This window comes from Okeania hirsuta, from assembly GCF_003838195.1.
GTDB lineage: Bacteria > Cyanobacteriota > Cyanobacteriia > Cyanobacteriales > Microcoleaceae > Okeania > Okeania hirsuta.
This window is the reverse complement of sequence record NZ_RCBY01000053.1, coordinates 1-25,018: the sequence shown is the minus strand read 5'-3', so window position 1 is coordinate 25,018 and position 25,018 is coordinate 1. Positions and strand designations below refer to the sequence as shown.

22 protein-coding genes are annotated in these 25,018 nt (G+C 37.2%); 11 read left to right on the top strand and 11 right to left on the bottom strand.

Annotated elements, in window-relative coordinates:
• The first annotated feature begins 141 nt into the window (after window positions 1-141).
• Complete coding sequence (locus D5R40_RS11500) at window positions 142-636, top strand: ATP-binding protein (RefSeq protein ID WP_124147333.1); 495 nt, start codon at window positions 142-144, stop codon at window positions 634-636.
• A gap of 23 nt (window positions 637-659) precedes the next feature.
• On the opposite strand, the gene D5R40_RS11495 is transcribed toward D5R40_RS11500, so the two are convergent.
• Window positions 660-1,430: a DUF1350 family protein gene (locus tag D5R40_RS11495; RefSeq protein ID WP_124147334.1), complete on the bottom strand. Its 771-nt coding sequence runs from the start codon at window positions 1,428-1,430 to the stop codon at window positions 660-662.
• Between the two features lie 357 nt (window positions 1,431-1,787).
• Between D5R40_RS11495 and D5R40_RS11490 the strand changes: the two genes are divergently transcribed.
• Both D5R40_RS11490 and D5R40_RS11485 read left to right on the top strand, forming a co-directional pair.
• Window positions 1,788-2,540: an RNA-guided endonuclease InsQ/TnpB family protein gene (locus tag D5R40_RS11490; protein ID WP_124147335.1), complete on the top strand. Its 753-nt coding sequence runs from the start codon at window positions 1,788-1,790 to the stop codon at window positions 2,538-2,540.
• A gap of 173 nt (window positions 2,541-2,713) precedes the next feature.
• A complete protein-coding gene (locus tag D5R40_RS11485) occupies window positions 2,714-3,211 on the top strand; it encodes an RNA-guided endonuclease InsQ/TnpB family protein (protein WP_240039178.1) in 498 nt (165 codons plus the stop codon).
• A 330-nt stretch (window positions 3,212-3,541) separates the two neighbouring features.
• On the opposite strand, the gene queC is transcribed toward D5R40_RS11485, so the two are convergent.
• The 10 genes from queC to D5R40_RS41955 all read right to left on the bottom strand — a co-directional run bounded on the left by queC (window position 3,542) and on the right by D5R40_RS41955 (window position 11,570).
• Window positions 3,542-4,213 carry a 7-cyano-7-deazaguanine synthase QueC gene (queC, locus tag D5R40_RS11480; RefSeq protein ID WP_124147370.1) on the bottom strand — a complete coding sequence of 224 codons (672 nt, stop codon included), beginning with the start codon at window positions 4,211-4,213 and terminating at the stop codon, window positions 3,542-3,544.
• A 26-nt stretch (window positions 4,214-4,239) separates the two neighbouring features.
• Window positions 4,240-4,794, bottom strand: a complete 555-nt coding sequence (locus tag D5R40_RS11475; protein WP_124147337.1) for a DUF2808 domain-containing protein — start codon at window positions 4,792-4,794, stop codon at window positions 4,240-4,242.
• Window positions 4,795-4,976: 182 nt separating this feature from the next.
• Window positions 4,977-5,543, bottom strand: coding sequence for a 5-formyltetrahydrofolate cyclo-ligase (locus tag D5R40_RS11470; protein ID WP_124147338.1), 567 nt, complete (start codon window positions 5,541-5,543; stop codon window positions 4,977-4,979).
• A gap of 326 nt (window positions 5,544-5,869) precedes the next feature.
• Window positions 5,870-6,028 carry a hypothetical protein gene (locus D5R40_RS35065; RefSeq protein WP_161564979.1) on the bottom strand — a complete coding sequence of 53 codons (159 nt, stop codon included), beginning with the start codon at window positions 6,026-6,028 and terminating at the stop codon, window positions 5,870-5,872.
• A 1,051-nt stretch (window positions 6,029-7,079) separates the two neighbouring features.
• The gene (locus D5R40_RS11465; RefSeq protein ID WP_124147339.1) at window positions 7,080-7,367 is read right to left on the bottom strand and encodes a hypothetical protein; all 288 of its coding nucleotides are present in this window, start codon (window positions 7,365-7,367) and stop codon (window positions 7,080-7,082) included.
• The gene (locus tag D5R40_RS35060) at window positions 7,364-7,483 is read right to left on the bottom strand and encodes a hypothetical protein (RefSeq protein ID WP_161564723.1); all 120 of its coding nucleotides are present in this window, start codon (window positions 7,481-7,483) and stop codon (window positions 7,364-7,366) included. Before D5R40_RS35060 ends, D5R40_RS11465 begins: the two co-directional genes overlap by 4 nt.
• A 652-nt stretch (window positions 7,484-8,135) precedes the next feature.
• Window positions 8,136-9,542, bottom strand: coding sequence for an AtzE family amidohydrolase (locus D5R40_RS11460; protein WP_124147340.1), 1,407 nt, complete (start codon window positions 9,540-9,542; stop codon window positions 8,136-8,138).
• 198 nt (window positions 9,543-9,740) lie between these two features.
• On the bottom strand, window positions 9,741-9,932 hold the full coding sequence (locus D5R40_RS11455; RefSeq protein ID WP_124147341.1) for a DUF4089 domain-containing protein: 192 nt from the start codon (window positions 9,930-9,932) through the stop codon (window positions 9,741-9,743).
• A gap of 369 nt (window positions 9,933-10,301) precedes the next feature.
• Window positions 10,302-11,123: an amidohydrolase family protein gene (locus D5R40_RS41960; RefSeq protein ID WP_338043261.1), complete on the bottom strand. Its 822-nt coding sequence runs from the start codon at window positions 11,121-11,123 to the stop codon at window positions 10,302-10,304.
• A gap of 15 nt (window positions 11,124-11,138) precedes the next feature.
• Window positions 11,139-11,570: an amidohydrolase family protein gene (locus tag D5R40_RS41955; RefSeq protein WP_338043262.1), complete on the bottom strand. Its 432-nt coding sequence runs from the start codon at window positions 11,568-11,570 to the stop codon at window positions 11,139-11,141.
• Between the two features lie 568 nt (window positions 11,571-12,138).
• On the opposite strand from D5R40_RS41955, the gene D5R40_RS35050 reads away from it, so the two are divergent.
• The 8 genes from D5R40_RS35050 to psb28 all read left to right on the top strand — a co-directional run bounded on the left by D5R40_RS35050 (window position 12,139) and on the right by psb28 (window position 24,531).
• The gene (locus D5R40_RS35050; protein WP_161564721.1) at window positions 12,139-12,282 is read left to right on the top strand and encodes a hypothetical protein; all 144 of its coding nucleotides are present in this window, start codon (window positions 12,139-12,141) and stop codon (window positions 12,280-12,282) included.
• A 596-nt stretch (window positions 12,283-12,878) separates the two neighbouring features.
• On the top strand, window positions 12,879-14,618 hold the full coding sequence (locus D5R40_RS11445) for a helicase HerA domain-containing protein (RefSeq protein ID WP_124147342.1): 1,740 nt from the start codon (window positions 12,879-12,881) through the stop codon (window positions 14,616-14,618).
• Between the two features lie 686 nt (window positions 14,619-15,304).
• Entirely contained in the window at window positions 15,305-15,691 is a 387-nt protein-coding gene (locus tag D5R40_RS11440; protein WP_124147343.1) for a DUF1622 domain-containing protein, read from the top strand.
• A gap of 431 nt (window positions 15,692-16,122) precedes the next feature.
• Complete coding sequence (locus tag D5R40_RS11435) at window positions 16,123-18,792, top strand: MGH1-like glycoside hydrolase domain-containing protein (protein WP_124154672.1); 2,670 nt, start codon at window positions 16,123-16,125, stop codon at window positions 18,790-18,792.
• Between the two features lie 600 nt (window positions 18,793-19,392).
• Complete coding sequence (locus D5R40_RS11430; RefSeq protein ID WP_124147345.1) at window positions 19,393-19,836, top strand: globin domain-containing protein; 444 nt, start codon at window positions 19,393-19,395, stop codon at window positions 19,834-19,836.
• A gap of 193 nt (window positions 19,837-20,029) precedes the next feature.
• The gene (locus D5R40_RS11425; RefSeq protein ID WP_124154671.1) at window positions 20,030-21,499 is read left to right on the top strand and encodes a cobyrinic acid a,c-diamide synthase CobB; all 1,470 of its coding nucleotides are present in this window, start codon (window positions 20,030-20,032) and stop codon (window positions 21,497-21,499) included.
• Window positions 21,500-21,713: 214 nt separating this feature from the next.
• Entirely contained in the window at window positions 21,714-23,720 is a 2,007-nt protein-coding gene (locus D5R40_RS39455) for an SGNH/GDSL hydrolase family protein (RefSeq protein ID WP_240041579.1), read from the top strand.
• A gap of 460 nt (window positions 23,721-24,180) precedes the next feature.
• Window positions 24,181-24,531, top strand: coding sequence for a photosystem II reaction center protein Psb28 (psb28, locus tag D5R40_RS11415; RefSeq protein ID WP_124147349.1), 351 nt, complete (start codon window positions 24,181-24,183; stop codon window positions 24,529-24,531).
• Window positions 24,532-25,018: the final 487 nt, after the last annotated feature.

Here is a 25,018-nt window from a genome sequence, read left to right as displayed (position 1 = left end):
AATCTTACATTGGGATCGAATCCCTTTTTTCATCAACTTTCTTCATTTTTTTTAATTATTTACATAAATTTTATACACATACTTTACAATATAGCTTAGGATATACCTAAAATATTATGTAATAAATTTAAGACAGTAAGTGTGAATAAAGTCAAAGGATCTGATAAATTACCTACGAAACATAGTGCTTTTTTACAAGTTAGTTCAGACCTTAGAGAAAACGACAAAGTTTTGTCATGGTTTGAACAATTATATCAAGCAGCTATTCCGAAAACAGTTTGGCTACAGTGTGAGCTGGCTTTGGCTGAAGGTTTTACTAATGCAGCCCGCCATGCCCATAGAGATTTATCTAGAGAAACACTTATAGACATTGAAGTTACAATATTCAGTGACCACACAGAAATTAGAATTTGGGATTGTGGTCCGCCTTTTGACTTGGAAGAATGGTTAAAAGCACAACCAGCTCAAACAGATATGTTTGCTCCTGGTGGACGGGGTATAAAACTTATGTATGCCATAGCAGACAATATTAGTTATACCCGTAGCACATCCGAAAATCGGAATTGTTTGTTAATTAGTAAAGATTATTGGCCATACCCCAAAGAACAAAATCAAACTTCTGATAGTAACAGCTAAATCTAAAATGTGTGAGTGTAAAGCTATGAGATTTGTGCCAATGGATTGAGCCAAAGCAAAATTTCACGTTTAAGTTGATTGAGGTCTCGATAAACTTCTTGTTTGAGCCATTGACCGATCGCATCTATAGGAGTATATACTTTTCCTACAGGCCAATTTATATCTTGGCCCAAAGGTGTTAAATGATTTCCATTTAATCTTTTAACTGTCACCAGATCGGGAAAACGTAATCTCAACAAATCACTCAAACGAAGAGTTTGATCTATATCATCGTCTTTAAATTTAATCAATAAATTGCGCCGAATTTGATAACGCTTTTGAATTAGGCGGTTTGTAATCTTAGGAGATGGAGTAAATTCTACTTTTATCACAGGAGATATCTGTTCCACCAAGGGTATTGCATCACGAGCTGCAGAATTATTAAAAGATATCAAAATATTTCCAGCTCTTTCTAGAGAAAATAAGCTACCTATCAGTAAATGTAACTTACATCCCATGCTATGCCCAATGCCATATATAGGTAGACTTTTTTTTCGCAGTATTCTTTGAGCATAAATAAGATTGAGACAGCTATCAAAACTGCTGAGAACATTTTTAGCCATTGCTAAATGATCTAAAGTATTGACAAAAGGAGTCGCTATTACTGCATATCCTTGATTTGCTAGCATTTCCAATAACCACCGATAAGTTACATTGGGTGCAGTTGCAACAAACGCTCCTCCCAAAAAATGTATGACTGCTTTGGGGTGAGAAGGTATTAGTACCCAATTACCAGAATTTTCTTGCCATTCCATAATTCAAAACTATAAAAGTTTTTGTCTTGACAATTACAATATTTAGTGATAACAAAGTTGAAGAATTATTTTGTGTTTAAAAGAGGAAAATTAAAACACAAAAATCTAAAACAGTATTATTTTTTAATAAAATTGTAATAGCCGTTAATAAAATTTTAAGGGAAATTGGTAGAATTTGACAGATTCAATTAGTTAATCCGCCTATATTTTTTTTGTTTTTATTTTTTAACTCCCCCGGCGGGAAGTCCCGCGCTCTCCCCTTGGGGAGCGTCGTATGGGATATCCGGGCGTTGTCTGTGTGGTTTGCCCTTATTTTTGATATACTACCTAATTGTAGATATAAAGGTCGATTCTGCCATGCTCCTGAAATATAAGTACAAGCTCAAGCCACATAAAAGGCAAGGGGTAATTATAGCTAATTGGTTAGAATTAGCTCGACGACAATATAATTACCGTTTAGCTGAAAGGTTAAACTGGTTTGAAGCAACGCGCACACCAGTCAATGCTTGTCCACTTAATGTTTCAGTAGTGCCAATAGAACGGATTTATCAAAATATCCCCGAATTTAGAGTGCATTTTGGAGATGGCAGGAAAAAAGACAGTGATGGTAATCCCATAACAAGGAAAGGGGATCAACATCCGAATTTAGTCAATGGTTATGTTTTGTGGGAGACTGTTCAATTGGCGGACTTAGCACAAACTAAAAAGCTATTTCGGGAATACAAGTCTATACACTCTCAGGTCCTGCAAGATGTTATCCAAAGAGTACAAACTACTATGGATAACTTTAGCAAACCCGACAAAAAAGGTAAAACCAGTGGTAGACCTAAATTCAAAGGTAGGCATTACTATAACTCTTTTAGTTATCCTCAACTATCAAATGCAAATATTGTCAAAAATGCCAACGGTCGTTTTTGTGTAAATCTGCCAAAAATTGGCTTAGTCGCTTTAGTATACAATCGTCCAATACCAACAGGATTCAAAGTTAAGACAGGTACAGTAATCCGTGAAGCAGACGGATGGTATATTAGCTTCACGATAGAAGATAAGACGGTACCTTATGAGGTTGTAGAAATTCAACCCACCGAAGATAACTCATGCATGTATTGATTTAGGATTGTTGCACTATGTTGTTACCAGTGATGGTGAGTTTATAGAAGTTCCTAAATTTTTCAGGCTCTCTGAATATCGGTTGTCTAAACTACAGGTCAGATTAACTAAAAAAACAAAAACATTCTAAGTCTTGGAAAATTCTCAAACGCAAAATAGCTAAACTGCATCAGTTGATAGCTAGACAACGACTGGACTGGCAATTCAAACTTGCTGATCATTTGTTTAGTGATGTAAGGGTGATATTCCTTGAAGACCTACTTACAGCAAACTTACTCCGACGTTGCAAAGCTAAATTAGGAAGTAATGGTCAGTTTTTGCCTAATGGCCAATCAGCTAAGTCAGGATTAAATAAGTCTTTGCAAGATGCAGCGTTTGGTCAGTTTGTTCAGGTTTTAGAGTATGTTGCCTGGAAACTAGGCAAGAGAATTATCAAAGTAGACCCAAAAGGTACGTCTCAACATTGCTGGGAATGCTTGAATAAAGTATCGAAAAGCTTATTTGAGCGTTGGCATTCCTGCCCTAAATGTGGACAGGAACTAGACAGAGACTATAACTCAGCACTACTAATACAAAAAATAGGATTGTTATCAACACAGGGGGAGGACATCACCTCTGTTAAAACTGCAGTCAGGGCTTATCTGACTGAAGAATCCCGCGCTCTCCCGTAGGGGAGCGTCGGGAGTATGTCAATACTCTCAGATAGTTGATTTCTGGGAAATTCCTACAGCGCTTTTGCTGATTGATGACCTGACGTCACAATCAAAACCCAGTAGAGACCTTCCATGGAAGGTCCCTAGTGTGGTCTACCGAAATGAAAACCGCTGTAAGTAAAAACTTCTATTGCGATATTCGCAACAAAACTATCAACTCCCTGAAACAGGAACTATAGCGCTACATTCAGGGAGTAGGAAAAAAGCTGACTAGATACAGATAATCAGCAATTAGCCATTCCGGCAATTTGTAAATATACCAGCGCGTACTACTATGAACAAAGATTTTTAATCAGACAATGGATCTTTTAATCCCAACTCCTGGAAAGCAGCTAACCGCAAGCGACAAGAATCACATACACCACAAGGTTTTTCTTCACCTGCATAACATGACCAAGTTTTTTCCCAAGGTACTCCTAAATTATTCCCTAATTGAATAATTTCGGTCTTTTTCATATCAATAAGTGGGGAAACAATAGCGATCGCTTCACCCTCCCTCCCCTGTTTAGTTCCCAGGCGAAACACTTCTTGCATGGCCTGAATATAGTCTGGGCGACAGTCAGGATAACCCGAATAGTCTAAAGCATTCACCCCAATATAAACCCGACTCGCATTGACAACTTCAGCATAAGCGAGGGCAAAACTCAGAAAAATAGTATTACGCGCTGGAACATAAGTAATAGGGATATTTTGCGACATTTCCTCAACAGAGCGATCGTTTGGTAAATCAATTTGATTATCAGTTAATGCTGATCCTCCCCATAGTCTGAGGTCAAAACTAACAACATGATGTTCTACTACACCAACACTTTCAGCAATTTTTTTGGCTGAGTCTAATTCTCGACGATGGCGTTGTTGGTAGTCAAAAGAAATAGCATAACATTGACAACCATCTGCTTTTGCTTGGTACAAAACCGTTGAGGAATCTAATCCTCCTGATAATAAGATAACTGCTTTCACCATTCTATAATTTTTAGTAATATCTTTTAATCATAACTATTAGAACTGTCATAAAAATGAAGTCTACCATAGCCAAGAAAATGACCAGATGATTTTTCTCCCACAGGAAAAGCTGTCACCCCAAATAAATATATACCCCCATACTTAGGAGTCCGCACTGGACGCAAACCTATAGTAAAAGTTTTGCCTGGAGGTACTGGAGGGTTAAAGGTTACTGAGACAGTATTAGTTTCCCGATTGATCGCCACTTCCTCAACTGCCAGTTGCTGTCCTTTCTGGCGATGAGTTCCTTCAAAGGCAATAATTTTCTTTGGGTTATATCGGATATTGCCAGATCCTTCAGTTTTGGTAATTGTTACTCGTTCCAATGGCACTCCAGCATCAGGCAATAAACTGAGAGTAAAGTAATAGGTTGCACTCCAAACATAGGTTTCACTACGGGTAGTCACTGCCTTAACTAGGCGAGGTGGTTGAGCAAAATAAACTGTACCATCTTTTGTCTGAATTGCTAAAGTAGGGGTCACCAACAAATAACAAACAATAAAGAAGAAGGAAAAAATTTTCAATTTAGGAACTAACATATAATCATTGAGCAAATAAGTTAATTATGACACTACTTGGACTTATATAGAACTCCGTTCTGCTTACACTAACAAAAACTTTCTTCTTCTTTTGTTACTTATTTTTTTCCTCTTAACTCCTAACTCCTGACTCCTGACTCCTGACTCCTCCATGAAGATGCCTATTGCCTATTATACACTATCTATTTTACACCATTTTCTGTACAAACGGCACTTAGAGGTCTATCCCAAGGATCTATTGGTAATTGTTGTAAATAAGCAAATTCAAATACAATTCCTATAGTAGGTTTTGATGCCCATTCTTCAGAACTTAACATCCGGTCATAAAAACCACCACCATAGCCTAAACGATAACCATTTAGATCACAAGCAACAGCAGGAATTAAAATTAAATCTACTTCTGATGAATGTAATAATGGTGCATTTGATTCTGGTTCTAAGATACCATAAATGCCTTTTTGTAAATAACTTTCAGGTTGCCAAATATGCCAAGATAGAGTTTTTTTGACACACCGTGGAAATCCCCAATTTTTATTAGAAACTGTTGAATTTTCTCGATTATTTGTAAATAATAAACTAAGGTCTACTTCTTGACGGAAACTAAAGTAGGCTAAAACAGTTTGAGCTTTTTGAAATAGGGAGTAATTTTGTAAGTGGTGGCAAAGGCGATCGCTCTTTTCCCTCCATTCTGTCTCCGACATAGACTGACGTTTTTTTAACAGCGAGCTTCTTAATTCTTTTTTGAGCATTAATCTAGTGGGACTTACACTTAAAATATTCAGGTGGGTAAATATTAATTATACTAAGTATGGTTTAAACTCACAGATTTATATCAATTATCTAAACAATGGCGACAAATAGTGTAGATTATGATATGAGTAGAATTAAAAGAAAAAAATGGTAGCAGTTGACAAGCTATACATCCTCCGCCACCAATGTCCACTTTCTTAACCCACTACAAACAATCTCTGTGGTTTTTACTGATTGACTATCAATGATACCTGGACTTTTGGAAAAAAGTAAAATAAAATCACTTCAATCTCTGATCACAAGCAGATTATACCTGAGTCTATCCTCAAACAAATCCCAGATTCGCTTTATGCTCTGCAAAAACATCTTGATGCTCTTGCAGCAAACAAAAAAAGTTGTAAGAAATTCCTGTAACAAACGCTTCTAAAGTTTCAGTAAAATTTGTCAACGTTTGACTAGCATAACCTCTTCTCAACCCTCCCATTAATTGTTGATAAAGGATGAAAGTGTAGGCCGTAAAAACTCAAATAAAGTGACCTATGATACTGGTTTTATTTCTCAAGGGATTTATACTCTTTGAGATTCAATATTTTGGCTTTAAATTAGGCGGCCTTAGTTTACAGTAATAAAAATATTATAATGTTAATTCGATAATTATTCTGGGTATTGATATTATATAACTTTTTACTTTTTAATGGAATAAATAATATCATGTCCGCTGGGGCGCGTTCGTGTAAACCCAAAGGTGAATATCTACAGGAAATTTAAGTTTTTTTCTTGCTCTTAAGTATTCTTGCCTGTTCCCTGTTCCCAGCTCCGGTGTTCCCTACCCTTGCTATACAATACCGATGCTACCGGACATGATATAACTTTTGCTTTCTACCTTTAAGCTAAGATTTTAAGTTTAATGAGTGATATTTAAACATTTTTTTAGTTCAAAAATAGCCTAATTTTTTTTTAAATAAGAGGCAAAAACATCAATGTTTTTAGTCAAATAATCAATATTTATTCTAAGAATTTCCGTGACTTTAGTTCCTGGAGTAGTCAACTACTTAATAATACCAAATCCAGTTTAGCTAGACCACAAATAAGTTAACTACAATTCATATATATCAAGGTTTTCTCAATAATATATTGTGGTCTATAGTCATCGGATTTGGTATAACTTATAAATCATAGTAAAATTTCGGTGTCAAAAAAATGTGTTATAATTAACCAAGAACTTAAAAAGTAGCCTCAATAATCTTTTGACCGGAGAAGGTAGTGGCAATTAGCACCGTAAGCGTGGATTGCTGCTTTATACGTACTACGTTACAGTACTAGCAATGTGGTTGTTTTGCCTAGCGCCATACTTCGTAAACTAACAACGTGAAAATCGTGGTTTTAACCAGATTTACAGGAAACCAAAAACAGGAAAAAGATAGAGAATAGCGAGTTGCCTCCCAGAAGAAGCAAAAAGTTTTTTGATAACTATGTCTCCCTTGTCTTCTCTATCTCCCAATAGTTCCACTATTGCTAAAAACTACGTAGACATACTATCTGAGAACGAAATTATCTGTCGTCAAATCCGGACTACCAAGGAGAGTAGCAAATTGAGCGCAATCTCCGAAACCTGCTGCATTACCATTAGCATTGTAGAATAAACCACCTGTAGTAGAATCATAGACAATAATACCACTACTTGTCTCAGGGTTACTTGTTACAGTAGCAAACTCACCACCAAGATTTCCTCCCGTAGCAGTAGTTATTTCTGTAAAAGTATCTTTGTCAAGTAGAATTATATCTTTGTTAGACTGGAAGTCTGTAATTGTATCTACACTCAAATCTTCTGATGCAAACGCATTATTAGTATTTTAGTATTAAAGATAAAGCTGTCTATACTACCACCACCTGTGAGTTGGTCATTTCCTGCATTACCATTAAGGCGATCGCGACTAATACCACCTTCAAGAGTATCCTTACCTGCACCTCCTGATCAGAAATCGTTATCGCGACGACCTATCAACACATCATCATTGTTTTGTCCCAATACTCTGTCGTTACCAATACCTCCAAAGGGTGTTATTTTCAATGTCTAACGCAAACTCAGTTCCACCAAAGGTTTCTTCTCCTGTGAAATAAATGCTATCAACGATAACGGTGATAAGTGCATAAGCAAAATTAATTACACATCCTACTATTGCCTATTGCCTGTTGCCTCTCTCAACTAAGAAATTTATTTTGACGACTACTTAATAGCAGCTCGTAGTTGCTCTTTAGTGCTACCTGACATTTTGGCGGTGCTCAAGCACAACTACAAACAAATGCACTGCTTTTCAGGATAATGAGATACACTTTAAGATGAATTTGTGTTTCCTAGTTCCCAAAACTATGAATTTATATCAAATCCGGTTAAATAACCTCACAATCAATAGACATCTCCTCCAAATGAGGCAGTAGGCAGCTTTGCTGTAGGCAGTAGGGAACCCACCCCTCGCCCCTCCCCCTCCCAGGAGGGGAAATAATTGATATATCTAGTGTGATCATTGATTTGATTTTTTATGATAGGAGATGTCTAATAGCTTAAAATCCTGATTATGAAGTTATTAGATCTATGTGCAATTAGGAGGATTTGATATTAGTCCTACTAACTGTTCCATTTCCAAAAATGCTGCCACCCGTAAAATCAATGCTTCATTATAAGGTGCAGCAATAATTTGTACCCCCAAAGGTAAACCATTAGTACGACGGATGGGTACTGACAAAACTGGCAAACCGATAAAAGACAAAGGTTGCGTATACAAACCCAAATTTGGACGCACCAACACTTCCTCCCCAGCAATAGTCATTTTTTCCTGCCCCAATAGTGGCGCAACACAAGGTGTAGTGGGAGCCAGAATAATATCTACTTCCTTAAATATTTCTCCAACACAACCTTGATACCAACGGCGGAAACGTTGAGCTTGAATATACCAGTCTGCGGGAATTAAAGCGCCAGCTAAAAAGCGATCACGAGTTGCCGGGTCGAAATCTTGGGGGCGAGTGCGTAAGTTATCCAAATGTAAATTAGCTCCCTCCGTAGCAGTAATAATATAAGCAGCAGCTCTAGCTCGGTGTGCTTCCGGTATCGTCACCCTTCGAGTTACTCCCAATGCAGTCGCCACCTGTTCCACTGCTGCGAAAACTTCTGGCTCCCCACCTGTGGCAAAGTGATCGTCAGCAACTGCAATGCGTAAACTTTCAATATTGTGATTGAGTTGAGGCAAACAAGCTTCCGGAGTACGATGGGTACAAACTGGGTCTCTAATATCTGACCCCTGTAAAACATCATGAACTGTTGCGATGTCTCTTACAGAACGAGCAAATGGTCCGACATGGTCTAAACTACTAGCAAACAGAAAAACCCCTGCTCGTGACAAGCGTCCATAAGTGGGTTTAAATCCGAATACACCGCATAAGGAGGCGGGTACGCGGATAGAACCGTTGGTATCGGAACCGAGAGTTATGGGTACTAAACTAGCAGCAACGGCAGCAGCAGATCCACCGGAGGAACCGCCGGAGATGCGGGTGAGGTCGTGAGGGTTTGGTGTTGCGCCATAGTGACTGTTTTCGGTGACGAAGCCATAAGCGTATTCATCCATGTTGAGGGCACCGATGAGGATAGCGCCTGCTTGTTTAAGTTTAGCTACGGCGGTTGCGTCTACTGTTGCGGGTGGGTTTTTGGTGTTTATTTTGGCTCCAGCGAGAGTTATTATACCTGCGATGTCGTAGAGATTTTTGACTGCAAAGGGCACGCCTGCTAGGATACCAGGATTTTTGCCTTGAGCAATTTCTGTGTCTATTTGTTTGGCAGTGTTAAGTGCGGTTTCTGCAGTAATAGCAGTGAAGCAGTTGAGGGTTTGGTTGTGCTGGTTAATTTGTTGTAAGCATTTAGTTACTATGGTTTGAGCTGTGCTTTCCCCTGTTTTGATAGCTGTGGCGATCGCTATTGCATCTATTTCATTAAATTTGATAGTCATTTTGGTTTAATAGGTAAAAAAGTAAAAAAGTTTTTGGGTAGTTCTGCATAGTAATGGTATACGCAGATCAACAATGTCTAGTGCGGGCATCCTGCCCGCGAGTACGGGAGCAAGATGCTCCTACTGCTGTGTCTGGTAACAAAAATAATTACAATGCACGACCATTACAATCCACCACCACTAGTTTTTGTAGCCATATCAATTCCCTAATTTTTCTGGGTCAAATTTTGGTGCTTGCTCTATTTCTGGTGGTAGGGGAAAGTCTATGACTAATTGAGCGATCGCTGCAATTTTTTCTAGATTTTCTACTACACCGGGAAGGTGTTCTGGCTGTAATGGTAAATTGATTAATTCTGCCGTACATTCCACATATTTTTCGATATTTTTCATAATTAAATTAGTAATTAGGGTTTGCTGAAAAAGTATTTTTGTCGAGGTTATAAGTCAGGTTTTATATCTCATAAATCGGGAAGAAGAGGGCAGGAATAATGGTCTGATCTTTGTCTATCTAGGTTTGCTAAAATTTTGAGTATTTTCAGCTTTTTGGAGTGAAAAAAAAATTGCATTTTTTTTCTAAAAAAGGCTAAATAATTTACAAACAAAGGGTTTGAGAGTTAATCATGAAATTCTCATCATAAAAGATGTATGATTTATCATCAATTATCCAATTTTTTTAAGTAGTTTTACCACAAAATTTCTAGTCTATTTCTTGATTTTTTTCATTACACAATAACTACAGTATAATCAAAAATATTTCCCTTAAGTAAAAGAAGTAAATTTAATTGTTTTCGGAATAGTCTCTGCCAATAATTTAGCCTGACAAAATACATATTTTACAGTAGCACGTTTCCTAACTGCATTAAAACAACTATCCACATCTAAAACTATCAAATTGCCTGGATTTCCTACTTTAATTCCATACCCATCTTCTACTCCTAAAGTTTTCGCACCATTCCAAGTAACCATTTGATAACAAGCATCAATTTCTTTGATTCCAGTCATTTGACATATATGTACGCCCATATAAGCCACATCCAACATATTACCAGTACCCAAAGTATACCAAGGATCTTGTATACAATCATGGCCAAAACTAACATTTATTCCTCGTTGCCATAATTCTTTTACTCGCGTAACACCCCGTCTTTTAGGATAAGTATCAGTACGACCTTGAAGAGTAATATTAATTAAAGGATTAGCAATAAAATTAATTTTAGACCTCTCTAATAAACTCATTAATTTAAAAGCATAAGCATTATTATAAGAGCCAAAAGCAGTAGTATGACTAGCAGTCACTTGTGAAGTTAAACCTGTTCTAATAGCATCAGCAGCAACTACTTCTAAAAAACGTGATTGGTCGTCATCTATTTCATCACAATGAATATCGATAAAACAGTCATATTTTTCTGCCAATTCAAAGATTTTATGCACAGATTTTACCCCATCTTCCCTCGTAAATTCATAATGAGGAATTCCACCCACACCATCCACTCCTAATTGTAAAGCTTTTTCTAAAAGTGAGAGGTTTTCATCTTTACTATAAATACCATCTTGGGGAAAAGCAACTATTTGTAAATTCATCCAATCTTTGACAATTTATTTTACTTCTAAAAGTGCTTGTAATGCTGTTAGTTTTGGTTCACTAACATCGATGTGGGCTCTAACAAATAATACTCCTTGTCTAGCTTGGAGTTTAAGAGTGTCAATAGCACGTTTTTTCACATCTTCTAGTGTCAACTCTTGCTTACGATCACCCCAAATTTCTATACCCTCAAATAATGTACCACTTTGATTCCAGCGTGGTTCTCCGGCAGTGAGAGCAGAATCTAGATGAATGTGAGATTCTACAAATGGTGGACTGACTAATTTTCCCTGAAGATCGAGTTCTTGGTAGGCAAAAGCTGGAATATCCTTAGAAATAGCAACAATTTTACTGTCATCAATGGCGATATCTACTATTTCTGTTTGTTGAGTTGGTTGCAATAAGCGACTGTTTCGCAGAATTAATTCATAAGTTTTGTCAGACATGAAGTTTTGGTAGTTAAAAAATTAGGAGTCAGTAATTTGAATTTTATCATGGAAGGGTCAACAATTAATAGATATCTCGGCGTTGCTGAATCAAGGTATGAAAATAAAAACTGAAGAATCTCAAATATTTGTCATTAATATAGTTTAGCAATCGCCAAAAAATACAAATCATAGCTAAAATCAGCAACGCCGATATCTCCAGAAAATAAACTTGCTTTTTATTTAAAATAAGCTAGAGTTGTAACAGTAACTTACAAAATCATTTTTCGTATCTTAGGTGTGAAAATCTATTCCCTGTTCCCTGTTCCCTCACAGGAGTGCGCTACCAGATGCGTGTGTCGCCAACGGGGGGTCGCACCGCTGTTCCCTGTTCCCTACTCTTGCAAAAAGTTTATATCTTTTTCACCAGATGTCTAATAATTAATTATGGCTTTGTTGAAAAATAGACATCTCCACCAAATGAGGGAATAGGCAGTAGGAAGTAGGCAGTAGGGAGAAAGAATTGATAATTTATGTGTGATAATTGATTTGATTTTTGATTTTTACCATATGTCTAATGAACTGCCTTGTGAAAATACTTGGAAAAGTGGCGTTGCTGAAGCACGTGTATGATATTAATCCTAATTACTTAGGAGTCAACCCACCCCCACGTCCCTCCCAGGAGGGGAAGTTAGGAGTCAGGAGGGAAGAAAGAATCAGAAACCCCGAGTAGAAGGAGAAAGTTTTTTGCTCGCCCTCTTATCCTGAATGATATCATACCTCAAATCAATAACGCCGGAAAAGTTATGTGCAGGAATACCTACCATCAATGCTGAGTCATTTATCAAATAGACATCTCCAGAAAATAAATAACAGGAAACAGGGAACAGGGATAAATAATTGAAAATTGATAGATAAGAATTGCTTTTGTGTAAAAGTTAGCGTGAATATCTACAGAAAATTTAAGTTTTTCTAACTTTTAAGTCTTCTGTTCTAGATAACTAAAGCCTTCTTCTTTATTCCTTCTTCCTTACCCTTACAATACCGATGCTACCAGACTTGATATAATTCCTCTCAATAGCTAATAAAAATGGTATAACTTGATATAGCATTCTCAAGTAATTAAGTAATTTATATGGATTTTGAACAACCATTAGGTTCAGTAATTCAAGGTTCTCTCAGTCAAGGACTAGAAGTACCTTGAATTACTGAACCTAATGGTTGTTCAAAATCCATATAAATTACTTAATTACTTGATATAATTCCTCTCAATAGCTAATAAAAATGGTATAACTTGATATAGCATTCTCAAGTAATTAAGTAATTTATATGGATTTTGAACAACCATTAGGTTCAGTAATTCAAGGTTCTCTCAGTCAAGGACTAGAAGTACGACTACATCCAGACATATTAGTAGAAGATATGCGGGTTGGTAAATTTTTGGTCGTAAAAGGAGTACGCGCCCACTTTTTTTGTATGTTAACTGATGTTTTATTAGGAACATCCAGCGAACGAATAATGATTAATCCTCCTTTACCTACAGATGATTTTTTGCAATCTGTTTTAGCTGGAGGTAGTACTTACGGCACGATCGAACTTGCACCAATGTTGATGTTAATTATTTCTTCAGAAAAATCCCCAGTATATTTCAATGCTAATAACGATAATAGCAATAACAAAAAATCTCAATCTATAGAAAATCTAGCATCTTTTGAAGCTCAAACCAGTGCTGAAATTAAATTAATGCCAGTGAAAACTATTCCTAGTCATTTTTCCCAAGTATTTGACGCAAGTGAGAGAGATTTTAGTCTGGTTTTTGGTAGAGAAGATGACCAGAGTCGGCGCAATTTTGCTGTGGGTAAACCTATTGATATGGATGTACCTGTTTGTTTAGATTTAGATAGATTTGTAGAACGGAGTAATGGCATTTTTGGCAAGTCAGGAACAGGTAAGTCTTTTCTGACTCGTTTACTTTTATCTGGGATTATTCGTAAAGGAGCTGCTGTAAATTTAATCTTTGATATGCACTCTGAATATGGTTGGGAAGCAATGGCGGAAGGAAAACAAGTTAATACGGTAAAAGGTTTAAAACAATTGTTTCCAGAACGAGTGGAACTTTGGACTCTCGACCCAGAAGCGACTAAACGTAGAGGGGTGCGAGATGCACGAGAATTGTATTTAAGTTATAACCAAATTGAGGTAGAAGATATTGGGTTGGTGCAACGGGAATTAAATTTATCTGAGGCAAGTATTGATAGTGCAAATATTCTCAGAAGTGAATTTGGTAAGTCTTGGATTTCTCAATTGCTAGAAATGACTAATGAAGATATCCAAACATTTTGTGATGAGAAAAGGGGTCACAAAGGTTCAATAATGTCTTTACAAAGAAAGTTATTGCGACTGGATAATCTGAAATATATGCAGACAAAAAATACTAATAATTATATTGAAGAAATTTTAGAATCTTTGGATGCTGGTAAACACGTTATTATTGAATTTGGTTCCCAATCAAATATGCTTTCTTATATGTTAGCTGCTAATATGATTACTCGCAGAATTCATAATAGTTATGTGCGGAAAGCTGATAAATTTTTGAGTTCTAAAAATCCGAGCGATCGCCCTCAACCATTAGTTATAACTATTGAGGAAGCTCACCGTTTTCTCGACCCCGCAATAGTACGTTCAACTATTTTTGGAACAATAGCTAGAGAAATGCGGAAATATTTTGTAACTTTATTGGTAGTAGACCAGCGGCCTTCCGGGATAGATGCAGAAGTTATGTCTCAAATTGGTACAAGAATTACAGCTCTATTAAATGATGATAAGGATATAGATTCTATTTTTACAGGAGTTTCTGGCGGTCATAGTTTACGGTCTGTTTTAGCAAAGTTGGATTCTAAACAACAAGCTTTGGTATTAGGTCATGCGGTACCGATGCCAGTGGTTATTCAAACTCGTGCTTATGACCAGACTTTTTATCAGGAAATTGGAGATACAGACTGGCGATATGTGTCTGATGAAGAATTATATGAAGCAGCTCAGGTTGCTCTGGATGATATTGGGTTTTAGAGGTTGCTGAAGCGCGTGAGTGATATTAATCTTAATGACTTAGGAGTCAGGAGTCAGGAGTCAGGAGTCAGTAGGGAAGAAAGAAGAAGAAAGAGGAGTAGAAGCAGAAAGTTTTTTGTTTGCTGGCGCACAACTTTCCTTACGGAATGCTACCGCAAACGTTAACGCGGAGCGCGGAACGGAGTTCTATCAGTAATTATCCGGACATGATATCATATTAAATCCGCCTAATTGCATATAGATCCAATAAGGTAATAATCAGGGTTTTAAGCTATTAGACATCTGGTAAAAATCAAAAATAAAATCAATTATTATCCATAAATTATCAATTATTCCCCTCCCAGGAGGGGGAGGGGCGAGGGGTGGGTTGCCTGTTGCCAGATGAGCTGTTGCCTCTTTTCTGGAGATGTCTATTGATTGTGAGGGTATTTAACCGGATTTGATATCATACCTCAAATCACCAACACCGGGTTTTAAGATCAAATCCGAGGGAATTGGACATAAAAAAATATTCAATCGTCATAACTACGCTCATCTTTGTGATTCTTCTGACTCCTGACTCCTGACTCCTAAAGACTTAACCATTCTATAACTGTTTAACCGAATTTGATATAATTTGTTAATTTGCTATCTAGAAAAATACGCGATCGCTATACTGGAAAATGAATCTACTCAATCTATTTTCAATGATATATTTTTATCTAGCTACAAATATAATAGAATTAGCTGAGATTTTTTTAGATGAGTTTGTCCTTATTCTGAAGATTTTTATTGAGGCAGTTGCAGTTTTTATTATTGCCTTTGCAGTGCTAAAAGCACTAGCACAAATGTGGCACAGACGGAAAAATAATCAGCTTTTTGCACAAGAGGGAAGAATTAGACTCGACTTAGGTATTTCCCTAGTTCTAGCTTTAGAATTTCTGTTAGCTGCTGATATAGTAGGAACTGCCATCTCTCCAAGTTGGAGCGATCTTGGAAAGTTAGCAGCAGTTGCTGGAATTAGGACTTTTCTCAACTTTTTCCTAGAAAAAGAAGTGAAAGAACTGGAAGAAAAAAATAATCTCAATAGATAAAAGAAGGAAGAAGGAAGAAGGTGTTTAGTTATCTAGGAGAGAAGGAAGAAGGAAGAAGGTGTTTAGTTATCTAGGAGAGAAGGAAAAAATGGATGGGGATAGTCCTCGATAAGTCACTTCATCAGGAATTAGCAAATTTACCTTGAAAACGCCATATGTAGGGGCGAATGGCGTTCGCCCTCATTAGATTTAATGTCTGTGCGTAAGTCCTGTTCATGTTTTATAACCCAACTAATTGTAAACATCGTATAGATGGGGGGGTATTAAACCCGTAAAGAAAAAGATAATGCTCATCGAGTTGATCGTGAAAAAGCTTTTACCACTGTTCCCTGTTCCCTATTCCCTGATTTAGAAATAGTTATTGTGTTACAGATAGTTGAGGAAAATTATAATAAATTGATATTTTCAACTGTTCCGAAGTATTAATTATCATGAATACTCAAAACAATAACCTATTTACTCAAGAAGAACAAAGATTAGAAGCAGACCTCAACCATGAAGCATACTGGAGACGCTGGGGGCCATACTTGAGCGAGAGACAGTGGGGAACAGTACGAGAAGACTATAGTGAAGATGGTTCTGCTTGGGATTACTTTTCCCACGAACAATCTCTTTCTCGTGCTTATCGATGGGGAGAAGACGGTATTTGTGGTATTTCAGATAATCATCAACGACTGTGCTTTGCGATCGCTCTCTGGAATGGCGAAGACCCTATTATCAAGGAACGACTTTTTGGTTTAACGGGAAGTCAAGGAAATCATGGGGAAGATGTTAAAGAATATTATTTTTACTTAGATAATACCCCCAGTCATAGTTACATGAAGGCACTTTATAAATATCCTCAAAGTGCTTATCCTTATGCTGACTTAGTAGCAGAAAATCAACAGCGCGACCGCAAATCTTCAGAATACGAACTACTCGACACAGGAATATTTGCAGAAAATCGTTATTTTGATGTTTTGGTTGAATATGCTAAAGCAACAACAGAAGATATCTTAATTAAAATTACAGTAAATAATCGAGGTTCAGAAACTAAGACGTTACACTTATTGCCCACTCTTTGGTTTAGAAATACTTGGTCTTGGGATAATAAATCCCAAAAACCTCTCCTCAAAAAAGTTAATCCTGGTTTGATTGAAGCAGAGCATCCAACTTTAGGAAAAAGGTGGTTTTATTTTCCTCAGACAATGGAACTATTTTTCACAGAAAATGAAACTAATAAACAAACTTTATTTGGAGAAAAAAATGATTCTCTTTATACCAAAGACGGCATCAATAATTATCTAGTTAACGGTCAAAAAAATGCCATTAATCCAGAGATGTATGGAACTAAATTTTCTCCACATTATCGTCTAGAACTAGAACCAGGTGAAACTAAAATTGTTAAATTGAGACTTGCTAACTCCCCAGAAATTAAACAGCCTTTAGACACAGAATTTGAAGAAACTTTTCAAACCAGAATTCAAGAAGCAAATGAATTTTATCAGCGTCTTTCCCCTTGTAAAATGAAGGATGAATGGCGTAATATTCAGCGTCAAGCCTTTGCCGGACTACTTTGGACAAAACAATATTATCATTATATTGTCGAAGAATGGCTAAAAGGCGACCCTACCCAACCGCCAGTATCAGAAAACCGTAAACATATTAGAAATTATGGGTGGGTTCATCTATTTAATGACGATATAATTTCCATGCCTGATAAGTGGGAATATCCTTGGTATGCTGTTTGGGATTTAGCATTTCATGCCGTACCTTTAGCAATAGTTGACCCTGATTTTGCTAAACGTCAATTAGACCTAATAACCAGAGAATGGTTTATGCATCCCAACGGTCAATTACCAGCTTATGAATGGAATTTTAGTGATGTAAATCCTCCCGTTCATGCTTGGGCAACTTGGCGAGTTTATCAAATAGAAAAAGAACTTTATGGTCGTAGCGATCGCAAGTTTCTCGAAAGAGTATTTCAAAAACTTTTACTTAATTTTACTTGGTGGGTAAATCAGAAAGATGTTGAGGGGAATAATGTGTTTGAAGGAGGCTTTTTAGGCTTAGATAATATTGGAGTATTTGACCGGAGTTCAGAGTTACCAACCGGAGGTCATATTGAACAATCAGACGGTACAAGTTGGATGGCAATGTACTGTCTAGATATGTTAACTATTGCTCTGGAACTTGCCAAAGAAAATGAAGTATACGAAGATATTGCTTCTAAATTTTTCGAGCATTTTCTCTACATAGTTGATGCCATGAATCATTTAGGTTCAGATGGGACTCAACTCTGGGATGAAACTGATAATTTTTATTATGATGTTCTCCACCAACCAGATAAAGAAGATATACATATAAAAATCCGTTCAATAGTAGGATTAATTCCATTATTTGCTGTGGCAATTATTGACTCAGAAACTTTACAACAATTACCTAAATTCCAGAAACGGGTAAAATGGTTTATGGCAAATAGGATAGACCTTAGCGCCAATATTGCTTGTATGGAAGCTTGCGGTATTGACTCAGAACGTTTATTAGCAATTGTTAGTCCCGAACGCCTACGAATAATCCTCGAAAAAATGTTAGATGAAAATGAATTTTTCAGCGATTATGGTATTCGTTCCTTATCTCATTTCCATGCCGAAAATCCCTATATTTTTAATGCGAATGGAGAAGAATATAGAGTTGATTATGAACCTGCCGAATCTACCAGTCAAATGTTTGGAGGAAATTCTAATTGGCGGGGTCCAATCTGGTTTCCAATTAATTATTTAATGATAGAATCTCTGCAAAGATTTCATAATTATTTAGGTGAAGATTTTCGAGTGGAATGTCCGACAGGTTCAGGTCGGATGATGAATTTATGGGAAGTATCATTAGAAATTGAAGCGAGACTAATTAAAATTTTCCTCAAGGATGAAAATGGAAAATCTCCAGTTTATGGTGACACAGAAATATTCCAAAATGACCCCCACTGGCAAAATTTAATTTTGTTTTATGAATATTTTCACGGCGATAATGGTGCGGGTTTAGGGGCGAGTCATCAGACTGGTTGGACTGGTTTAGTAGCAAAGTTGATTCAGCAACGGAGCGAATATGTCTGTGAAATTTAGTTTTGGTTATGATAGACATCTCCAGAAAAGAGGCAACAACTCATCTGGCAACAGGCAACAGGGAGAAATATAGGACTTACCTATGAGATAGGAAAAACTAGGATTTGAGATTGCTTTCCGTTCCGGACTGCTACGCAAACCCTGTCGATGGCAATGACTAAAATACGTTGCAGGTGCGTAAGTCTTATATAATTTGCACTGTGGAAGTGGAATTGGCATCTTGCCCGTTCCTGATATTTGCCCGTTCCTGATATTTTTGGGCAGGCAGGATACCCACCCCACTTATATTCATCCCACCCCTAAGCAATGCCTTGTTTTGGCTTAAAATTTACCTAAAGTTTAATTTCATACCTCAAATCAGCAACACCATAAGTAGGTAGGTGGGAAAATTTACAACTACGTCATTGCGATTGGAGCAGAATGGAAGGAAGCAATCTCAAGGATATGAGGTGCATAAACATTTCGTTACATAGTGACGTTTATTCGCGCCTACCTGCTTATTTTTTTTGACTTTATATGTATAAAGAAAAAGTTGATTTAATTCCATAACAAATTATCGAAAGGTAAAATTATTTTGGTATCAAATTATTAACAATATATATGGTCAGTCAACAAACAATTAATATTGTCAAATCTACCGCACCAGTGCTGAAAAAACAGGGAAAACAAATTACTACTCGGATGTATGAAATAATGTTTGAAAATCATCCTGAAATCAAATCCCAGTTTAATATGTCTGCTCAAGCTGATGGATCTCAACCTGCAAAGTTAGCTACTGCAGTTTATAGTTATGCTGCTCATATTGATAATTTGGCTGGTCTAAAATCAATGGTTGAAAAAATTGCTCACCGCCATGTGCAAACTCATGTACTACCGGAACAATATCCAGTGGTGGGAGAATGTATGTTGCAAGCTATGCAGGATGTTTTGGGAGAGGCAGCTACGCCAGAAGTTATATCTGCTTGGACAGAAGCTTATCAGGCGTTGGCAGAAGTTTTTATTCACCGAGAGCATGAAATTTATGAAGAGGAAGGTGTTTCCTGATTTCAATTTTTGGCGTTGCTGATTCTGGGTATGATTTGATAATTTTGTATTTGGGATTTTTTATTTTGGATGGTTTGAACTACTTGTTAATATTAACTTTTCCCTGTTCCCAGTTAAGTGTTCCCTATAAACCTACTTTCATATCTTAATTCAGCAATGCCCAATTTTTTGAGTTAAAAAGACGGGGGAAATATTGAGTTTAATAGTTGCGGGGGAACGTAGTGGGGTTGGTAAAACAACTGTTACGTTGGCTTTACTGTCTTATTTAAAGTGGCAAAATTTGCAGGTGCAATCATTTAAGGTGGGACCTGATTATATTGACCCGATGTTTCATCAGTATGTCACGGGTAAGTCTTGTCGGAATTTAGACCCGGTGTTGACTTCCGAGGTTTATGTGCAGCAATGTTTTGCACGAAATATTCAAGATGTTGATTTTGCTTTGGTTGAGGGGGTGATGGGTTTATTTGATGGGGTAAGTTTTGCTCCCCCCTGTCCACCCTTTTTAAGGGGGGTAGAAGATGAAAGTGGTAGGTGTTTTCCTGATTTTGCTTCTACTGCTCATATTTCTCGGTTGCTGAATGTACCTGTATTATTGGTGCTTGACTGTAGTCGGTTATCAGGTTCTGTGGCAGCGATCGCTCATGGTTTGATTTCTTTTGACCCTAATATTAATTTTGCTGGTTTGATACTCAACCGGGTCGGGAGCGATCGCCATTTACAGTTACTTCAAAATTCCCTTAAATTTATAAATTTACCTGTACTTGGGGTACTACGACGACATCAAAATATTACTATTCCTGACCGACATTTGGGTTTACTTCCTACCGATGAAATGCCAGATTTAGATAATTTAATTAATGACTTAGCTGACTTAGCAAAAAGTTGTTTTGATTGGGAGAAATTACTACCACTTTTAAAAAATCATAATGAGGGGTCTCAGCACTTTTTATCTAGCCAAGTTCTCCCTAACAATAGAATACATTTTCCACTATCAAATGTCAAGAATATTGAGAAAAAAAAGTCGCAATTTTTGATAGGAGTAGCTCGCGATCGCGCATTTAATTTCTATTATCAAGACAACCTAGATATTCTGGAAGAGTTAGGAGCAAAAATAGTATTTTGGAGTCCCCTAAAGGATGAAAATTTACCTGCGGGAGTAAAAGGTTTATATTTTGGTGGTGGATTTCCAGAAGTTTTTGCTCAACAGTTAAGCGAAAATATTTTAATCAGAAAAGCTGTTGAGAAAGCAATTATTTCTGGAATGCCAACTTATGCTGAATGTGGTGGGTTAATGTATTTATCTCAGGCAATTATTGACTTTAATAGTAAGTCTTGGGAGATGGTAGGAATTTTACCAACTACGGCAGTAATGGGTAAAAATTTAAAGTTAGGATATCGGCAAGCAATTACTAATATAGATACTCCTTTATTAGCAGCAAATACACAAGTTTATGGACATGAATTTCATCGTTCTGAATTAACTGCAGCACCCCCAATACCTCTATACAAAATGTGGCGAATTGATGAGGATAAAAATCGGAGCAAAGCAACTGTTGAAGGTTGGAAATTTTATCAACTTCATGCTTCCTATCTTCATATTCATTGGGGGAGTAGAGTAGATATTCCTCAGCGATTTCTCAATCATTTAATTAGGGTTTGCTGATTAAATATAAAAGCATTGACATATAAGTTTGACATTCCTAGATAACTTGAATTATCCTTAAAAAGTAAATTTATGAGGACTTACGCAAATTAACCTTAAAAACGCCATATGTAGGGGCAAATGGTATTGGCTAGCGCCAAACTCCGCTAAGGCCATCACTGGATTTAGTGTCCCTGCGTAAGTCCTGTTTATTATACTAATCAAGGTTAAATAAATGAATGATATTGAGGATGAAAACTTTGATAATTCCAATCTGGATTTTTCCCAAATGTTCGTCTTTGGGGATAGTCTTTCAGATACAGGAAATTTTTTTAGTATCCTAGAAGGACAAATTCCAGAAAACCCCCTATCTTTTGAGGGCAGACTTTCTAACGGACCTGTTTGGGTAGATTCTCTAGCATCATCCTTAGACTTAGAAATAAATCCTATAGCTTTTTCCACTGGTGTTGTCTTTCCAGATGGAGCCAACTATGCTATAGCTGGAGCGCAGAGTGGAAACCAAAACAATGTTAATGGTCTGCCAGGTTTAGAACAACAACTTGAGAGTTTTATCGATCCTCTATTAGCAACAAATCAGTCTGCTAACTCTGATGCACTATATATTATTTGGGTGGGTTCCAATGATTATCTTGTAGAGCCTATATCTCAATTAGGCATAGTACCGCCACCGGAGGAACCAGCTAATACAGATACAACTGTTAATAATATCACCAATGGTATTGAAGCTTTATATGATGTAGGCGCTCGCAACTTCCTGGTCCCTAACTTATCATCATCATTAGAACTCACACCTGTAGGTGCATTGGTAGATACATCTACATCTGAGGAATTTAATAATTTAGCTAATGAGCATAATCAAAAACTGGAGTCAAAGATCGCTGAGTTAGAGCAATCTTTGTCTGGAGCTACTATTACCTTATTCAATTTTAACCCTATTTTAGATGGGTTCGTTGATAATCCCGCTCAGTTTGGTTTTACCAATGTAACAGATATATGGTCAGATAACGTTTTGGCTGTTTGCCCAGATGCCTTTTTAGGAGAAGATGGTTCAGTAGAATCCTGTGATGTTGATGTTCCTGATCCAGATGAATACATATTCTGGGATATAATTCATCCTACAGAAGCAGCTCATCAGTTCATAGCAAATGAAGCTCTAGATACTCTGGAAATTGAATATAGTATTGAAGTACACCCAGGAATTACAGTTAATTCTACAGAGGATCTCAACACCTCTGAAACAGGAGACACTGTCGAATTTACCGTTGTTCTCGATAGCCAACCTACCGCCGACGTTACCATTGCCATTAGCAGTTCCGACGAAACCGAAGGCATAGTTGATACTGACAGTCTCACCTTTACTTCAGAAAATTGGGACGAACCCCAAACCGTTACTGTGACAGGAGTAACCGACAACGAAATCGACGGGAACATCGACTATACTATTGAACTAGCAGCCGCTGAAAGTGAGGATGATAACTACAATGGCATCGATCCAGATGATGTAGAGATTTCTAATATTGATGACGGCGATATAGTTCCTGGTCTCAACCTAGAAGGTACTAATGATAACGATATTCTCAATGGTGACTTGGGCAACGACAGATTAAGTGGACTAGGAGGTAACGACACCCTTAATGGTAACAACGGCAACGATAGTCTCCTGGGTGGAAAGGATGACGACCGTTTGAATGGTGGGGATGGCGATGATGTTCTTAATGGTGGTTTGGGTAACGACTTTATACTTGGTGGGGATGGCAATGACCTTTTGATTGGCCGTCCTGGTTTCGATCATCTCCTTGGGGGTAATGGTAATGATATTATAGAAGGTGGTACTGGTCGCGATCGCTTAAATGGTGGTAGTGGAAATGACATTTTAACTGGGGGAGCAAGTATAGACCGCTTTATTTTTGCCACTAATGCGGAGTTTACTGCTGAAGATTTAGGAATAGATCGAATTACAGATTTTGTTCCCGGACAAGACTTGATTCTCCTAGACCAAAGAACTTTCACTGCACTTACCAGTATTGAAACAGAGTTTGAGGAAGTTAGCAGTAATCAAGAAGCGGCCACTGCTAATGCTTTGATTGTGTACAACACTGGTAACGGAAACTTATTCTACAACCAAAATGGCAGTGAAGCAGGATTTGGTAGTGGTGGCAGATTTGCTAGACTGCTCAATGAAGCATCTGTGAGTGCTGATGATTTCTTGCTCAGAGCTTAAGGAAGTCAGAACTCAGAAGTCAGAACTCAGAAGTCAACCCACCCCTAACCCCTCCCAGGAGCGGAAGTAGGGGATTTGAGCAACTATCCAAAAATATTGCGCCTTAAAAGGTGGGGTTGCGCGACCCATATTATTTTGATAAAGACAGCAGATTCCTTGCATAAGAAGTACAGAGATTAACAAGGAAATGAATTCAAGTGCGGGCATCTTGCCCGCCATGAATGTATCTCACTAAAGTGGAATCTGCTGTATGTTTACTTCTCTGTACAGACGTTGGATGCAATGTCCCTATCTACTTCCCCTCCTGGGAGCAGTAGGGGTGGGTCTCCTACTCAAGATACGGGTTGAAAAGTTTTTGAGAAATGGTATAATCTCTCCTTCGACTGCTATACTCCTCACTTTCTACTTTTTTTGGTAAAATAATCACTGTTTAATATTAATATTCAGCTTGAGAAATAAAATGACAGTATCTGTGGAATTTATTGAAGGATTGAATGAGAAAATTACAGAAGTTAGTCTGAGAAAACGTCGTAACTCTGACACAAAAATAGTTGTACTAATGTTTGACCGTCTTCAAGCTACGGAAAGTTTTCGTTCCTTCACTAATAAAATAAATAAATTATGGTTGAAAGACGAGGAAGGAAATATTGAAGTTGCTCCTAGTGGGATTAAATTTTTGTCTGCTGATGAAAGTGATTTTTCTCAAGTAGAATGTTCTTTTGAAGTAGAATCAGAGGAAAATTTTGAGAGAGTCATGCGATTTTTACACCGTTATGCTGAGGCGAATGGTTTTGAATTTAAGTCTAATTAAGTAACTTTGAAGAAGGAAGAAGGAAGAAGTAGATGGGGATAAGTCAACGACATGAATTGGCGTGTCTGATCATACCATTTATCAAAAACTTTTCTAGATTTTATTGAGTAGGGGAGTGGGAGATCGGGGAGTAGTAAACATAAGAGTAATTAACATTAACTTGGCTTAAATTAGTAAAAAAAATATTCGGCCTGTGTTAATTACTTAATAACTGAAGTTTTACTTAAGTATAGAATTAATGCATGGGAATTGGTCTGAGACCAAACAATTTGAAGCACCCCCTGTAAGGTGAGTTATTATACCATGTTCGGTAGAACAGTTATAATAGGACTTTGTAGTTTTGCTTGAGCAATAATACTAAGTATTGTAAGGGCTAAAGCCTAACTACAAACAAAAAATTTATTATAATATCATGTCCGGATAATTAGTTATAAAAAAACTTTCTCCTTCTTCTCCTGTTGTTCTTCTTTATTACCTCTTTCCTCCT

What these genes read in the sequence shown, in the direction of transcription:
- D5R40_RS41960 (WP_338043261.1), bottom strand. Translation starts at nt 11,123, where the DNA reads ATGAATTTACAAATAGTTGCTTTTCCCCAAGATGGTATTTATAGTAAA.
- D5R40_RS35065 (WP_161564979.1), bottom strand. Translation starts at nt 6,028, where the DNA reads ATGGGAGGGTTGAGAAGAGGTTATGCTAGTCAAACGTTGACAAATTTT.
- D5R40_RS11470 (WP_124147338.1), bottom strand. Translation starts at nt 5,543, where the DNA reads ATGCTCAAAAAAGAATTAAGAAGCTCGCTGTTAAAAAAACGTCAGTCT.
- D5R40_RS11490 (WP_124147335.1), top strand. Translation starts at nt 1,788, where the DNA reads ATGCTCCTGAAATATAAGTACAAGCTCAAGCCACATAAAAGGCAAGGG.
- D5R40_RS11445 (WP_124147342.1), top strand. Translation starts at nt 12,879, where the DNA reads ATGGATTTTGAACAACCATTAGGTTCAGTAATTCAAGGTTCTCTCAGT.
- D5R40_RS41955 (WP_338043262.1), bottom strand. Translation starts at nt 11,570, where the DNA reads ATGTCTGACAAAACTTATGAATTAATTCTGCGAAACAGTCGCTTATTG.
- D5R40_RS11495 (WP_124147334.1), bottom strand. Translation starts at nt 1,430, where the DNA reads ATGGAATGGCAAGAAAATTCTGGTAATTGGGTACTAATACCTTCTCAC.
- D5R40_RS11455 (WP_124147341.1), bottom strand. Translation starts at nt 9,932, where the DNA reads ATGAAAAATATCGAAAAATATGTGGAATGTACGGCAGAATTAATCAAT.
- D5R40_RS39455 (WP_240041579.1), top strand. Translation starts at nt 21,714, where the DNA reads ATGAATGATATTGAGGATGAAAACTTTGATAATTCCAATCTGGATTTT.
- D5R40_RS11440 (WP_124147343.1), top strand. Translation starts at nt 15,305, where the DNA reads ATGATATATTTTTATCTAGCTACAAATATAATAGAATTAGCTGAGATT.
- D5R40_RS11435 (WP_124154672.1), top strand. Translation starts at nt 16,123, where the DNA reads ATGAATACTCAAAACAATAACCTATTTACTCAAGAAGAACAAAGATTA.
- D5R40_RS11430 (WP_124147345.1), top strand. Translation starts at nt 19,393, where the DNA reads ATGGTCAGTCAACAAACAATTAATATTGTCAAATCTACCGCACCAGTG.
- D5R40_RS11460 (WP_124147340.1), bottom strand. Translation starts at nt 9,542, where the DNA reads ATGACTATCAAATTTAATGAAATAGATGCAATAGCGATCGCCACAGCT.
- psb28 (WP_124147349.1), top strand. Translation starts at nt 24,181, where the DNA reads ATGACAGTATCTGTGGAATTTATTGAAGGATTGAATGAGAAAATTACA.
- D5R40_RS11475 (WP_124147337.1), bottom strand. Translation starts at nt 4,794, where the DNA reads ATGTTAGTTCCTAAATTGAAAATTTTTTCCTTCTTCTTTATTGTTTGT.